The 14,205-nt window shown below is 35.3% G+C and carries 12 protein-coding genes and 2 tRNA genes; 11 read left to right on the forward strand and 3 right to left on the reverse strand.

Annotated elements, in window-relative coordinates; all coding sequences use genetic code 11:
• From ACYH9I_RS00005 to ACYH9I_RS00025, 5 genes are all read left to right on the forward strand, one after another.
• Positions 1–331 (forward strand): hypothetical protein (locus ACYH9I_RS00005; RefSeq protein ID WP_483557914.1); only part of this gene is annotated, 331 nt, incomplete at its 5' end.
• Positions 332–1,018: 687 nt separating this feature from the next.
• The gene (locus ACYH9I_RS00010; protein ID WP_174786635.1) at positions 1,019–1,711 is read left to right on the forward strand and encodes an endonuclease; all 693 of its coding nucleotides are present in this window, start codon (positions 1,019–1,021) and stop codon (positions 1,709–1,711) included.
• Positions 1,708–1,983, forward strand: a complete 276-nt coding sequence (locus ACYH9I_RS00015) for a hypothetical protein (RefSeq protein ID WP_297224349.1) — start codon at positions 1,708–1,710, stop codon at positions 1,981–1,983. The genes ACYH9I_RS00010 and ACYH9I_RS00015 overlap by 4 nt, the downstream gene beginning before the upstream one ends.
• Positions 1,984–2,343: 360 nt before the next feature.
• Complete coding sequence (locus tag ACYH9I_RS00020; RefSeq protein ID WP_483557916.1) at positions 2,344–2,961, forward strand: hypothetical protein; 618 nt, start codon at positions 2,344–2,346, stop codon at positions 2,959–2,961.
• Positions 2,962–3,382: 421 nt separating this feature from the next.
• Positions 3,383–3,817, forward strand: a complete 435-nt coding sequence (locus tag ACYH9I_RS00025) for a hypothetical protein (RefSeq protein ID WP_483557918.1) — start codon at positions 3,383–3,385, stop codon at positions 3,815–3,817.
• 68 nt (positions 3,818–3,885) lie between these two features.
• Here ACYH9I_RS00025 and ACYH9I_RS00030 read toward each other — a convergent pair whose 3' ends face one another.
• Both ACYH9I_RS00030 and ACYH9I_RS00035 read right to left on the reverse strand, forming a co-directional pair.
• A complete protein-coding gene (locus ACYH9I_RS00030) occupies positions 3,886–4,134 on the reverse strand; it encodes a helix-turn-helix domain-containing protein (protein ID WP_483557920.1) in 249 nt (82 codons plus the stop codon).
• Between the two features lie 127 nt (positions 4,135–4,261).
• A tRNA-Val gene (locus ACYH9I_RS00035) sits at positions 4,262–4,338 on the reverse strand.
• 285 nt (positions 4,339–4,623) lie between these two features.
• Here ACYH9I_RS00035 and recQ point away from each other — a divergent pair.
• From recQ to ACYH9I_RS00060, 5 genes are all read left to right on the forward strand, one after another.
• Entirely contained in the window at positions 4,624–6,453 is a 1,830-nt protein-coding gene (gene recQ / locus ACYH9I_RS00040; protein ID WP_483557922.1) for a DNA helicase RecQ, read from the forward strand.
• Positions 6,454–6,659: 206 nt separating this feature from the next.
• Positions 6,660–7,502 carry a Rossmann-like and DUF2520 domain-containing protein gene (locus ACYH9I_RS00045; RefSeq protein ID WP_483557924.1) on the forward strand — a complete coding sequence of 281 codons (843 nt, stop codon included), beginning with the start codon at positions 6,660–6,662 and terminating at the stop codon, positions 7,500–7,502.
• A complete protein-coding gene (panB, locus tag ACYH9I_RS00050) occupies positions 7,499–8,341 on the forward strand; it encodes a 3-methyl-2-oxobutanoate hydroxymethyltransferase (RefSeq protein ID WP_483557926.1) in 843 nt (280 codons plus the stop codon). The genes ACYH9I_RS00045 and panB overlap by 4 nt, the downstream gene beginning before the upstream one ends.
• Before the next feature lie 11 nt (positions 8,342–8,352).
• On the forward strand, positions 8,353–9,201 hold the full coding sequence (gene panC / locus ACYH9I_RS00055; RefSeq protein WP_483557928.1) for a pantoate--beta-alanine ligase: 849 nt from the start codon (positions 8,353–8,355) through the stop codon (positions 9,199–9,201).
• Between the two features lie 199 nt (positions 9,202–9,400).
• Entirely contained in the window at positions 9,401–12,259 is a 2,859-nt protein-coding gene (locus ACYH9I_RS00060) for a valine--tRNA ligase (protein ID WP_483557930.1), read from the forward strand.
• Between the two features lie 52 nt (positions 12,260–12,311).
• Here the strand turns inward: ACYH9I_RS00060 and ACYH9I_RS00065 are convergent, their stop codons facing one another.
• Positions 12,312–12,983 (reverse strand): OmpW family outer membrane protein, encoded by a 672-nt coding sequence (locus ACYH9I_RS00065; protein ID WP_483557932.1) that lies wholly within the window; start codon positions 12,981–12,983, stop codon positions 12,312–12,314.
• Between the two features lie 194 nt (positions 12,984–13,177).
• Between ACYH9I_RS00065 and ACYH9I_RS00070 the strand changes: the two genes are divergently transcribed.
• A tRNA-Lys gene (locus tag ACYH9I_RS00070) sits at positions 13,178–13,253 on the forward strand.
• The last annotated feature ends 952 nt before the right edge of the window (positions 13,254–14,205 follow it).

The following is a 14,205-nucleotide window of genomic DNA, read 5'->3' on the forward strand; positions in this document are numbered from 1 at the left end:
ATGGTGTAATAGTTTGGGTTATCGATTGTCTAAGGTAAGTGATTTAACCAATGCGAAGTGTGTCGTTAATACTTACTTTCCATGTGTAAATGGCGTAGATGGCGCAGTACCTAGTTCATCTGTTAATAATTACAAGCGTCACATAGGAGCTGGGTTTTTCACGGAGTGGGGTACCATGTACCACTACCGTGATGCGAACTTCGACTACAACTTCTATTGGACGAGCGGCGCCTTTGGTAGCGACCAGTTCGTTGTCTACGTGGCAGACGGCCGCGTCACCAGCGACAGTGCTTCCGCCGGCAGATATGCTGCTGTTTGCACCGCACCTTAGTTTTTAGCGTTTAGTACTTAATCCTTAGGGTGCGGGGGGGGCGGTTATGGTGCCTGAGAGGACAATCTAACAAAGAATAAAGCCCCGCGCCAGTTGGGGCGTTTCCCTTAGGGTTGCGCAGTTGTGGCAAAGCCACAATAGCGCCGCCCTTCGAGCCGAAACTATCGACTCAATTCATTTTATTCACCAACAAAAACGGTCAGAAAAGGTATTGATTTTATTGAAGTTTTTATTTAACTTTTTTATCAAAAATTATCCTACATAAACAATAAGTTAACCTTGGATTCGCTCAGGCTGTTACTTACTTATTCAATTAATGCAATATTGTCAACGTGTTGTTTTAAACCTTCTACTTTACCTTCTGTTTTTGATGCTTTTTGTTTGAATGTAAGTTATTGAATTTGTCATAATATCACCTTGATTTATTTAATATCTGTTGATATATTTAAAGCCACAGTCGGGGGTGCCCGACCTTTGATTGGTTAATAGACTGGAAACAATACCAATTTTATAAACAAGAGAATTAAACGTCTGTTCGTTCTTTTTCTCTTTTAAGCCCTCACCAAAAGCCGAGGGTTTGTTTTATTAAGTTTCTTACTTGATAGTTGTTATTGCAGGATGCTTTACTATAAAAGTTGATGTTTTATATAACATATTAAATTTTTATAGTTTTTGGATTTATTTTAAATGGATTTTATGGAAAAAATAGCTATCTTACTTTTATTTACTCCGTTATTTGTTTATTCAGCACAGAACTTTAATTCAGCTAAAACACATTTAACTAAATTATATAAATTAAACCCTAATCAAACGACATTTTATTGCGGATGCGAATTTTCGTGGGTAGGTAAAAAAAGCGTTGTTGATTTTAGCAAGTGTGGGTATCAGCCAAGAAAAAATCAGACTAGAGCTGAACGCATTGAGTGGGAACATGTTATGCCTGCCGAGAATTTTGGTAGACACCTAACATGCTGGCAAGAAGGTGGGCGTAAAGCGTGCAAAAAAGATGCTACCTTCAATCAAATAGAAGGGGATATGCATAACTTACAACCGGCTATTGGTGAAGTGAATGGCGATAGGTCTAATTATCGTTATTCGCAATTCACTAAAGAATTTAATCAGTATGGGCAGTGTAAAAGTGCTGTGGATTTTAAAGCTCGTGTATTTCAGCCCCGTAACGAAATCCGTGGAATGATAGCACGCACCTATCTTTACATGTCTGATAAATATAAAATCAATTTATCAAATCAAGAAAAGAAGCTGATGATGGCGTGGAATAAAATGTATGCACCTGAAAATTGGGAATGCAAGCGTAATGCGCATATAGCAAAAGTGCAGGGTAATGATAATAAGTTTGTTACTGGGCGGTGTACACAATGAAAAAGTTAATCGTATTATTTTTAATTGTTTTTTGGTCGCAAATTGTAGATGCGGTAGTGGTATCTCACAACAATTCGTATCGAGGTTCAAATCCTTACATAATTAAGTTAATTGATATTACATATTTTCTGGGTGGGAGTTTTATCCTTTTAAGCATAGCTAATGATAAATTAAAAGAGAATAAAAAATCAAAACGTAAAAAGAAATTAAGTCAAAATAAAACTAATTTGGACAAAAACACTAAATCCGCAGATGAAGAAAATAAAAAATGAAGCCGACGAAAGTCGGTTTTTTATGTTCAAATTTTGAGTAATTCACTCAATATCAAATCGACAGCAATAACATAATAGCTAGTATTGGACTAAAGAGCGATTCAAATTTATGAAAGAAATCTATAAATTGTTTTTTGAAGTTGATAATGAAAAAGGGGAAAGTTAAGTGAGTAGAATGTTATCAAACTGGAAACGAGTTAAGCCACGGATTGAAAATAAGCAACATTCATTGATGAATAAATTGAAATTAAAGTTAACAATATGACTGCTTGATGAAGTTTGAATCTCAAAATAGTTATGACAAGCTAGAAATGATTCAATATTTAAACAAATATAAAACTAAACTATTGAGGAATAGAGATGAAAAGATTTTTACCATTAATATTGTTTTTGACTTCTTTTGTACTATCATCGTGTGCCACCTTTGAGTATGAGAATTATTCCGAACCACAACCTACTGATAAAGTCGCGAAAGTCACCTTTGTTCGTTCAACTAATTTTAATTCTGTTACTACAGACTATTCTGATATTTTCTCGATGAGAAAAACAGAAGGTAATTACCTTCGTTATACACAAACTACAATAACCTTTGATAGAAAAACAAGGGATCGTAATTTTGGCATACCAACGCCAAGCAACAGCAAAACTTTATATAATATCTATATTCCAGCAAATAAAACTTTTAAATTTGATGCAAGTATTTCACATGATTGGTATTCAGATCTTTCTAATACGTCAGGAAAGGAAAATAGAGCCAGCTTATGTAATTACAATAATATAGAATTTACTCCTGTAGAGGGGGGTGAATATTTAGTTTTTATTGATAATACTAGAGATAATATTAAAAATGCGCCGAGATGTTCTTTGAATATTAAACAATTTGTTAAAAGCTCATCGGGCAATCAATGGGTAGATGTCCAATTCAAATTTAATAATGATGGACGTGATGTTATGTTTACCTACGAAAGAAAAAATTAAATTTTATTTGCTAGGGATAGGTGGTTTAGAAAAGTTGGTGTAGAAATGCTGATGTAAATAAACCACTTTACCGCTGAGTTAATCGGTTTTTATTGTGATAAAGGTAAAACAGATAGGATATATTATATTATATGCCTAACTGTGAACAAGATTTGCTTGAAGAATGTTTTTTCCAAGATTGAATTTTTATTGCCTGAAAAATTTAGACAAAACCCATTCCCTCCACCAAAATAAAACTCGAATTTTAAGCAAAAAATCAGCCAGGAAAGGTATTGATTTTATTTAAGTTTTATTTTGTTGTTCCTGAATTAAAACATGAAGTGCAGTTTTAAACTCGGTGGAGTGAAGAAAGTAGAAAGGTGATTTTTTATTGCTATTAGTTAATAAATTTCATACTATTACCAAAAAGGAAGGCGATAGTATGAAAAAAATTTTACTAGTTGGTTTAATTGGGTTTGCTTTATTAGGTTGTGGTAAAAAGAAAGTAACTGAGGAAATGCTTATCGGGAATTGGGAATGTAGCTCAATCGAACAAAGAGCAAAATGGAAGAACGGGATGTTTCAAGACTATTCTACATCAATTGACCATGGAAAATCAGTAGTTACCTATTTAAAAGAAAACGATGATTTTTTTGTAAAATGGCCGGGTAGTAATGAAATGGTAAAGGAAGATTTTAAGAAATTGAATAGAAGTTACAACAAATCTTTAGCTGGTATGAAATTGTCTGGTTTTAACAGGTTTGAGTATATATCAGACAATGAGTTTAAGATGATTTCTGAGTTAGCAATAACGCAAGATAAGAAAGAAAACAATGAAAAAAGTAAAATATCAATGCACTGTACCAGAATACAATAACTATAAAACCGGAAAGAAATTATTTTTATTTAGTGCTATTTTATTAAATTCTCTAAGAGAGTTTTTTATTAAAAATTTATCAGTTCAGGCTTGATTTGTAGTGCTTCGGCAATTTTAATTCTTGTCGCTTTTCTTAACTTTTGGCTTTTTTCATATTGAGAATAAGCTGATTGGCTAATACCTATTTTATTCGCAACTTCAACTTCGAATAATTTTAAATACTCACGCCATGCTTGTGTAGGATAATAGTTATTATCAAAAACCATACTAACAACTTTGTTCGGTATACTTGTTTCAATATCGATTGTTCTATTCATTAATTATTTTTATGGCTAATCTTAATATAATTATTATGTTAGTGAAGTACTACCCCAGTTTTACCCTACGAATAAAATCTGACTTTAAAACAATCACTTTAAAGGCTTGCTAGATAAGGCTTTAGAATGGTACGCCCGGGTGGACTCGAACCACTGACCCCCACCATGTCAAGGTGATGCTCTAACCAACTGAGCTACGGGCGTATATTTGAAACACGTAAATATTAACGGGCAAATCGATTTGTATCAAGTAAAAAAATGAAAAATAGCTGTTTTTTTAGTCTGTTGAACAAAATTGGCTGCATAATGAACGTTATTTCTTTTCGGTTTTAAAAAAAAGTCATAACATGATGGTTCAATGCAAGCTGTTTCTAAAAATTTTCTTATTTTTGGGATGAATTGTAAGTTTCTGTAAGTTCATGGTGGTTTGTTTAAATTAATTTCGCTATACTCGGCGCATTTCGTTAGGCGCTACATATTTAGGTTTGTATGTCGATAAAAGATCAGATAGAAGATGTTCTGCAAAATGTTTTTGGTTACAAGTCATTTAGAAATCAACAAAGAGAAATTATTGAATCTATTATCGATGGACGTGATACTTTAACCATTATTCCTACTGGCGGTGGTAAATCTTTATGTTACCAAATCCCTGCGGTTTTATTGCCAGGGACTGCTATTGTTATTTCGCCTTTAATTTCTTTGATGAAGGATCAGGTCGATCAGTTATTAGCTAATGGTATTCCTGCTGCCTATCTTAATGCTTCTCAATCTGCGATAGAACAACAAGAAGTTATCGCAAAATATTTAAATCATTCAATAAAGTTGTTATATGTTTCACCTGAACGTTTGGGCGTGTACGCTTTTTCTACTTTAATTAATGAATATCCACCTTCATTAATTGCTATTGATGAAGCGCATTGTATTTCTCAATGGGGGCATGATTTTAGACCTGATTATCGTCAATTAGGTCAACTTTCTACTCGTTTTCCTGATGTGCCGATTGTTGCATTGACCGCCACTGCCGATAAGATGACGCAATCTGATATTATAAATCAACTTAATTTGGTTGATCCGTTAGTTGTGGTAAGGAGTTTTGATCGGCCGAATATTCGTTATACCGTCGTTGACAAATTTAATCAGATGGAGCAGGTTGTTTCGTTTGTTGAAACGCAAAAAGGCAACCCCGGTATTATTTATTGCTCAAGCCGTTCTAGAGTTGAAGATATGACCACTAAACTTGCTGCTCTTGGTTTTTCGGTTATGGCGTATCATGCCGGGTTGTCTAACAATGAACGCCAACAAGCACAAGATGCTTTTTTAAAAGATGATGTGCAAATTATTGTCGCTACCGTTGCGTTTGGTATGGGTATTAATAAACCCAATGTGCGTTTTGTTTTACATGCGGATTGTCCACGAACGATTGAGGCTTATTATCAAGAAACAGGCCGAGCAGGGCGTGATGGCGTACCAGCCGAGGCGATGCTGCTATTTAATAGTAAAGATCTGAAGTGGTATCATCAAAAAACTGTTGAGAAAATAGATGGTAAGCATAAAGATGTGGAACTGCAAAAGATCAATGCGATGGAGGCTTTTGCGCAAGGTTTGACTTGTCGGCGCATTGTGTTGCTGAATTATTTTGGCGAAGAGAGAGCTGAACCTTGCAATAACTGTGATATTTGTTTGTATCCCCCTGAGATGTATGATGGTTTAATTGATGCGCAGAAGGTTTTATCTTGTGTTTATCGTGTTAAACAGCGTTATGGGGCACAATATATTGTTGATATTTTAAGAGGCTCTGCGCGGGCTCACATTAAAGAAGTTGGTCATCACAAATTATCGGTTTATGGTATCGGTAAGCAAAATTCATCGAACTATTGGCTTAGTGTTATTAGACAGTTGATTTATTTAGGGTATTTAAATCAAGATATATCGAATTATACCACTCTTCAATTAACAGAAAAGGCGCGGTCAATTCTTCGGGGCGAAATCCCTTTATCATTAGCTAAACCGCGTTTAGAAATCGTGAAAAAGAACCGCATAAATCGATATGCAAGATCAATTAATTCAACTGCGATTTTATCGTACGAAGAACGAATTCTATTTAACAATCTTAGGCGATTGCGTAAAGATATTGCTGATGTTGAAGATATTCCACCTTATATTGTTTTTAGTGATGCGACATTACTTGAAATGGTTCAAACCAAACCAGAAAGTAAAAAGCAGTTAATTAACGTTACTGGTGTAGGTAAAATCAAGTTAGAAAAGTATGGTAGTTTGTTTTTAGATGCAATAAATGAATTTATGATCAAAAATTTTTAACATTTTGTACAAATTACATATGATAACCATTTCTAGAAAATTTTGATTATTTTGAAATTTATAATTAACCAATAAAAATAGAGATTTTTATGTCAATAATAAGCAATATGCTACAAATAATTTTATTTGTTACCATTATTAATTATAATTGAATATCAAGTCGATTAGGCTATAATGCGACAATTATTTAATAATTTACAGTTACAATGATTATCGGTTTTATTGGTGCGGGTAAAGTAGGTTGCACTTTAGCTAAGTATTTTTCTTTGTGTGGAATGCGGATTGCTGGGTTTTATAGCCGATCTTATGAACATGCAAAAGAGGCAAGTGATTTTACTCATAGTCAAGCTTATGCATCGTTAGCTGATTTAGTTAATGATTGTGATTGTTTATTGGTTACTGTATCAGATAGCCAAATAGCCACCGTTTGGCAAGAACTTTGCCAATTACCTATTGCCAATAAATGGATCGGTCATTGCAGTGGGCTGTTGACGTCACATATATTTAGCCAACATAAAATTGTTCATCCATTTGCGTTTTCATTGCATCCTTTATATGCCATTTATGATAGATTTGAATGCTATACCGCTATGTCAGGTGTTTCTTTTACGCTTGAGGCAAATGAAAGCATTATTCCTCAATTAAAAAACTTTTTTGTTTCACTAAAAAATCCTTTAGCCATTTTACCTGCGAATAAAAAACCACTTTATCATGCGGCTTGTGTTATGTTGAGTAATCAAGTTATTGCGTTGGTACAAATTGGTGTTGATTTACTTGACCAATGTGGATTAGATACTGAGTTTAGTGAACAAGCGTGGCATCCATTATTTTTAGGAAATGCTAAAAATATATGTAAAGTTGGGGTGATTAATGCTTTAACTGGACCTGTAGAACGTGGTGATATTGAAGTCATCAAACAACATATAATGGCTATGCCGGTCGAATTGAAACCTATTTACCAGCAGTTATCTGCTATTTTACTTAATATTAGTCGAACAAAACATCCAAGCAAGGACTATCGACAATTAGAATTGGAGTTGTTACCTTGAAAAACACGATTGCCACTTTAAAAGAACGTAAACAAAACCGACAAAAAATTACTATGCTAACCGCTTATGATTACACTACAGCTAAATTAATGGATGAAAGTGGTGTAGATTGTTTATTAGTGGGCGATTCTTTAGGTATGGTGATGCTGGGTTACGATAGCACCGTATCGGTTACTATGGAAGATATGATCCATCACTCCAAAGCGGTTGCAAGAGCAGCTAAGTCCGCATTTGTTGTCACTGATTTACCTTTTATGTCTTATCAAACATCTGTGTATGATGCAGTTTTAAATGCCGGTCGCCTAATTAAAGAAGGTCAGGCTCAAGCGGTTAAACTTGAAGGCGGGCAAGCATTTTGTGAACATATCAAAATGATTACGCAAGCTTCTATTCCGGTTGTTGCGCATATTGGACTCATGCCCCAATCTGTTCTTGCATTAGGGGGATACAAAGTTCAAGGTAAAGATTATCAAGATGCTAAAAATGTTGTTCTTGATGCATTAGCGGTTGAACAAGCTGGCGCGATTGCGATTGTACTTGAATGTGTACCTGCTGATTTAGCAAAATTGATCTCACAACTAGTAAGTATTCCAACTATTGGTATTGGCGCAGGTGTAAATTGTGATGGGCAAGTGCTAGTTTATCAAGATATGTTGTCTATGTATGATGGTGTTTCTTCAAAATTTGTCAAATCTTTTGCCCCAATTGGCCATCATATGAAACAAGCGTTTACTGATTATTGCCAACAGGTAAAACAGCAACAATTTCCTGCTTCGATCCATGAATTTGCGATTGATAGTGGGGTAATGAGCAAACTTAAATCTGAGTTTCAATTATAAGGGATAACTAAATGAATGTTGTAACGACAATTGGACAAGTACGAGAGCAAGTTAAAGCTTGGCGTCAAGCTGGCTATAGTATCGGACTTGTTCCAACCATGGGTTATTTGCATGAAGGTCATCAAAGCTTAATGGCAGCGGCTAAAAGGGATAACCAAAAAGTTATTGTGACGATTTTTGTTAATCCTATACAATTTGGACCTTCAGAAGATCTTGCTAGTTATCCACGTGATTTAGAACGGGATAAAATCGCTTGTGAGAAGATGGGGGTGGATTTGATTTTTTGTCCAACTGCCAGTGAAATGTATGATACTAATTTTAACAGCTATGTTGATGTTAATGGTTTAACAGATGCTTTATGTGGAAAAAAACGCCCAGGGCATTTCAAAGGTGTTTGCACGGTTGTCACAAAATTATTCAATATCACACAACCTGATCGTGCTTATTTTGGACAGAAAGATGCACAGCAGTTAGCGGTAATTAAACGAATGGTCAGTGATCTGAATTTCGACATTGAAATTATTGGTTGCCCTATTGTGCGTGAAGCAGATGGACTAGCTAAAAGTTCACGTAATAGCTATTTGTCTGAACGTGAACGATCCGCAGCCGTGTGCCTTTATCAAGCAATTGAATGTGCCAATGCAATGATAAAGCAAGGGGAAACGTCGGTAACAGTTATAACAAAAGCTATGTATGATCTTATTGTCCACCAACCTTTAGCCAAGATTGACTATATTGAATTTGTCGATCTAGCATCATTAACATCGGTTGATAGGCTTGAACAAGATAGTTTATGTGCGCTAGCGGTTTATATTGGTAAAACACGATTAATTGATAATTTTATTTATCAACATCACTAATTACCAATTATATTTACAATGATAGATATAAAAAAACCGCTTAATACAAGGCGGTTTTTTTATGCTATTTATCGTATTATAAAAATTTTTACAATTCGATTAAATCGATGAGTTTATTGTTCTGCTAATTTATTGTTTGGCTATTTTACTGTAGAATAGCAACCATTTTATGCCTTAAATCAGGATTGATGCATTAATTATGAAAAACACGACTTATAATCCACAAGAAATTGAACAACCTCTTTATAAGCATTGGGAACAAAGTGGTTATTTCAAACCCAATGGTGATAAATCGCAACCAAGTTATTGTATTGCCATTCCACCGCCGAATGTGACAGGTAGTTTACATATGGGGCATGCTTTTCAGCAAACCATTATGGATGCCTTGATTCGTTATCATCGTATGCAAGGTCATAATACCCTTTGGCAATCAGGAACTGATCACGCAGGTATTGCAACGCAAATGGTGGTAGAGCGCAAAATTGCGGCTGAAGAAAATAAAACACGCCATGATTACGGGCGTGATGCTTTTATTGACAAGATTTGGCAATGGAAAGCCGAATCTGGCGGTAGCATTACTAAGCAAATGCGTCGCTTAGGGGATTCAGTTGATTGGGATCGTGAACGTTTCACCATGGACGAAGGTCTATCAAATGCAGTGAAAGAAGTCTTCGTGAGATTATATCAAGAAAATCTCATCTATCGTGGTAAACGCTTAGTCAATTGGGATCCAAAATTACGTACAGCTATTTCCGATCTTGAAGTTGAAAACCGCGAAGTTAAAGGTTCAATGTGGCATTTACGTTATCCGTTAGCTGATGGTGCCAAAACAGCCGACGGAAAAGATTATTTAGTGGTGGCAACTACTCGTCCTGAAACCTTATTTGGGGATACAGGGGTTGCGGTGAATCCTGAAGATCCTCGCTATAAAGATCTGATTGGACAATTTGTCATATTACCATTTGTTAACCGCCGTATTCCAATTGTGGGTGATGAACATGCCGATATGACCAAAGGTACAGGGTGCGTAAAAATTACCCCTGCGCATGATTTTAATGACTATGAAGTTGGGCGACGTCATCAATTACCGATGATCAACATTTTAACGTTTGATGGTGATATTCGTCAGCAAGCTGAAGTATTTGATACTAATGGTGAACCAAGCGATGCTTATGATCCAGTTATTCCTGCTCAGTTCCAAACATTGGAACGCTTTGCTGCTCGTAAAGCAGTCGTTGCAGAATGTGAGTCATTGGGTATTTTAGAAAAAATCGAACCGCATGATTTGACCGTTCCATATGGTGATCGTGGTGGCGTTGTGATCGAACCTATGCTAACCGATCAATGGTATGTGCGAGCAAAAGTGCTTGCAAAGCCTGCTATTGATGCAGTAAAAAATGGTGATATCCAATTTGTACCAAAACAGTATGAAAATATGTATTTTTCTTGGATGAATGATATTCAAGATTGGTGTATTTCACGTCAATTATGGTGGGGACATCGTATTCCGGCTTGGTATGATAAACAAGGTAATGTTTATGTTGGCCGTGATGAAGCAGAAGTGCGACGCGAGAATAATCTGTCGAATGATATTGAATTATCGCAAGATGAAGATGTGCTGGATACTTGGTTTTCGTCTGCGCTTTGGACATTTTCAACGTTAGGTTGGCCGAATAATACTGATGATTTAGCCACCTTCCATCCAACCAATGTGCTCGTAACTGGTTTTGATATCATTTTCTTCTGGGTAGCTAGAATGATCATGATGACCATGCACTTTATTAAAGATGAACATGGTAAACCACAAGTTCCTTTTAAAACAGTGTATGTTACAGGTTTAATTCGTGATGAAGAAGGGCAGAAAATGTCTAAATCTAAAGGAAACGTTATCGATCCTTTAGATATGATTGACGGTATCTCACTGCCAGCTTTATTAGAAAAACGGACAGGCAATATGATGCAGCCTCAATTAGCTGAAAAAATTGCTAAACGCACCCAAAAACAGTTCCCTAATGGCATTGAGGCGCACGGTACTGATGCGCTACGATTTACTTTAGCTGCGTTAGCCTCAACTGGGCGTGATATTAATTGGGATTTAAAACGCTTAGAAGGTTATCGTAATTTCTGTAATAAACTTTGGAACGCTAGCCGCTATGTGCTGATGAATACAGAAGGGCATGATTGTGGCTTTAAAGGCGGGGATTTAGATTATTCTTTAGCAGATAAATGGATTTTAGCCGAATTTAATCAAACCATTAAAGCTTATCGAGACGCATTTGATACTTATCGTTTTGATTTAGCAGCTAATATTTTATATGAGTTCACATGGAATCAATTCTGTGATTGGTATTTAGAACTAACCAAATCCATTTTAGCCAATGGCGAACCGTCACAGCAACGCGCAGCTCGCCATACGTTAATTATGGTATTAGAAGCTCTATTACGTCTTGCGCACCCGATTATTCCATTTATTACCGAAGCAATTTGGCAAAATGTAAAAGGCTTAATGAATATAACCGCTGATACTATCATGTTACAGCCAATGCCTGCTTTTGATGAACAGCATTCAAATGATCAAGCAGTAGCTGATATTAATTGGATAAAAGATGTCGTGATTGCCGTACGAAACATACGTGCCGAAATGAATATTGCGCCAAGTAAACCACTACAATTATTGATTCGAAAAGGCTCTCCAACGGTACATCGAATCATCGCTGATAACATCAATTTTATTGAATCATTAGCAAGATTGTCTGAAATTGTTTTACTTGATGATGGTGAAACTGGACCATTATCGGTCACAAAACTGGTTGATGGCGCCGAGTTATTAATCCCAATGGCAGGATTAATCAATAAAGAAAACGAACTTGCGCGTTTAGAAAAAGAAATTGAACGCATCAATGGCGAAATTTCTCGTATTGAAAATAAACTGTCTAATGCCAGCTTTGTCGATAAAGCCCCTGCGGCAGTAGTTGCTAAAGAAAAAGAAAAACAACAAGGTTATATTGATGATAAAGCCAAACTGCAAGAGCAGTATGTTGCCATAAAAAATCTTTAATCTTTGTAATAAAAAACCTCTCGTTTGAGAGGTTTTTTTATGTTTGTTTCCTTTAAAATTTATAACCTACACCAATCATTGCAACCCATGGATCAAGCTTATAATTAGCGGTAACTTTAGTATTACCTAAATGGGTTGTTGCTTTAGTTTCAATATCAATATAACGGATTTGAGCATTCAAAAGCCAATTGTCATTTAAAGAATAATCAGCACCGACTTGAGCTGCCCAGCCCCAAGAACTGTCAAGATCTAAACCATGAAATCCCGCTTTTTTGGCTTCACCACTAAGTTTTTCATCAAAAAAGAAGGTATAGTTAATACCCATTCCAACATAAGGTTGTAACTCATATTGTGAATCAAGTGGATACCAAACGGCACTTAATGTAGGTGGTAGATGTTTAATTTTCCCTAAATGAGCACCAGAAAGCCCCGTTGAATTGCCCCCGCCTAGCTTAACTTGATGGCTAAAAGGTGTTGCAGCTAACAGTTCGACACCAATATTATCGGTCACCATATATTGGAAATTTAATCCAAGTTGTGTATCGTTATCGGCTTTTGCTTTTAGATCGCTTTTGGCTCCGCCTACTTTAACGTGATCACTTTTATCTTTAGGGTGAACATAAACAGGTCCACCACGGACGATAATTTCATTTGCAGTATGCGCATAAGCTACTGCGCTGGATAATCCCATTGTGATAACCATAGCAACTGACGAAATTTTCATTTCTTTTCTCCCAATTTATTTGTAATTCATTATATAATATTTAAACATGTTGAAAAAACGCACTACAGTAAAACATAGACTTATTTAATAATCTAGCAATATTGAAATTTATCTCAAAATTTTAGTAAATAAAATGAGATTGGTGATTTGCATTATTGCTTAAACCTATATACAATGTATTCAAATATCTCAGTGGGTTGTTAGCTCAGTCGGTAGAGCAGTTGACTCTTAATCAATTGGTCGCGGGTTCGATCCCCTCACAACCCACCATTTATTTTATTTAAAATCAATATATTATATAAAATACCTTACCTTAAAAAATTCTGTAAAAATAGTAAGTGGCGGTAAAATGGCGGTGCGTTTTTATAATCGTGTATGATCCGTTTTATATTGTTAATAAATATATAAAGTCCCTGACTTCCTCGATTGTTTCAAATACACCGATTAGATCAAGAGAATCTTTTTTCAAAAAGACCCACCACTCATTTACCATAAGTGCCACGATATAACCCGATTCACAATTTCCTATATCAAACGATTCATCTATTAATATTGATATTTTCATATTATCCAATGTAATAAAATTTCAGTTATAATAATTTATAACAAATTGATATTAAATGAATATTATATTTTATTAATTTTGGGATCTAGGTTCCAAACATCACCTAAAATAAAAATATTATTATTTATCATTATATTAATTATTTAATACGATCTTTTTTATAAATTAAAACTGAAAAATATTGAAAAGTATTTCATTTATTTCAGTTTTATACGATCCTTTAAGATCCTTTTTTCAATAAGCCTTTGAGCTTTGTTTTGTAATAAAATCCAACTGAAAAAAATTTCATGCAAAAACCCTGTAGGCGGGTGCGGTGTAGCACGCTTTGGGTCACCCGATCGATTTTGTCCCCCGATTATTTATTTTTAATAATTCAGGTATAAAAAAATAGCCAATAGCTCAGGTGGATTATTGATTTATTTTGATTTTGTTTAAAAAAATATCTAGAAAAGTGTTGACTTTATTGGTAGGTGCATCTATAATTATAAACATCAGCAGGGTGCTGATAAAGCAAACCCCCAGCTTTCGATGGGGGCTTAAGGGAGAAAAAAGATGGTTAGGATCTTAATTCTCTTGGTTCTATTAACGGTATCATTACCAGTTTACTAGTTCCAATCAAAGGCGAGGTCGCACCCTCGCCGGCGACCTTAATATAAC

The organism is Gilliamella sp. X-23 (assembly GCF_057063545.1).

Excerpts from the sequence above, each read along its gene's own strand:
- ACYH9I_RS00060 (WP_483557930.1), top strand. The coding sequence starts at position 9,401 with ATGAAAAACACGACTTATAATCCACAAGAAATTGAACAACCTCTTTAT.
- panC (WP_483557928.1), top strand. The coding sequence starts at position 8,353 with ATGAATGTTGTAACGACAATTGGACAAGTACGAGAGCAAGTTAAAGCT.
- ACYH9I_RS00025 (WP_483557918.1), top strand. The coding sequence starts at position 3,383 with ATGAAAAAAATTTTACTAGTTGGTTTAATTGGGTTTGCTTTATTAGGT.
- ACYH9I_RS00020 (WP_483557916.1), top strand. The coding sequence starts at position 2,344 with ATGAAAAGATTTTTACCATTAATATTGTTTTTGACTTCTTTTGTACTA.
- ACYH9I_RS00010 (WP_174786635.1), top strand. The coding sequence starts at position 1,019 with ATGGATTTTATGGAAAAAATAGCTATCTTACTTTTATTTACTCCGTTA.
- ACYH9I_RS00045 (WP_483557924.1), top strand. The coding sequence starts at position 6,660 with ATGATTATCGGTTTTATTGGTGCGGGTAAAGTAGGTTGCACTTTAGCT.
- ACYH9I_RS00065 (WP_483557932.1), bottom strand. The coding sequence starts at position 12,983 with ATGAAAATTTCGTCAGTTGCTATGGTTATCACAATGGGATTATCCAGC.
- ACYH9I_RS00015 (WP_297224349.1), top strand. The coding sequence starts at position 1,708 with ATGAAAAAGTTAATCGTATTATTTTTAATTGTTTTTTGGTCGCAAATT.
- ACYH9I_RS00030 (WP_483557920.1), bottom strand. The coding sequence starts at position 4,134 with ATGAATAGAACAATCGATATTGAAACAAGTATACCGAACAAAGTTGTT.
- recQ (WP_483557922.1), top strand. The coding sequence starts at position 4,624 with ATGTCGATAAAAGATCAGATAGAAGATGTTCTGCAAAATGTTTTTGGT.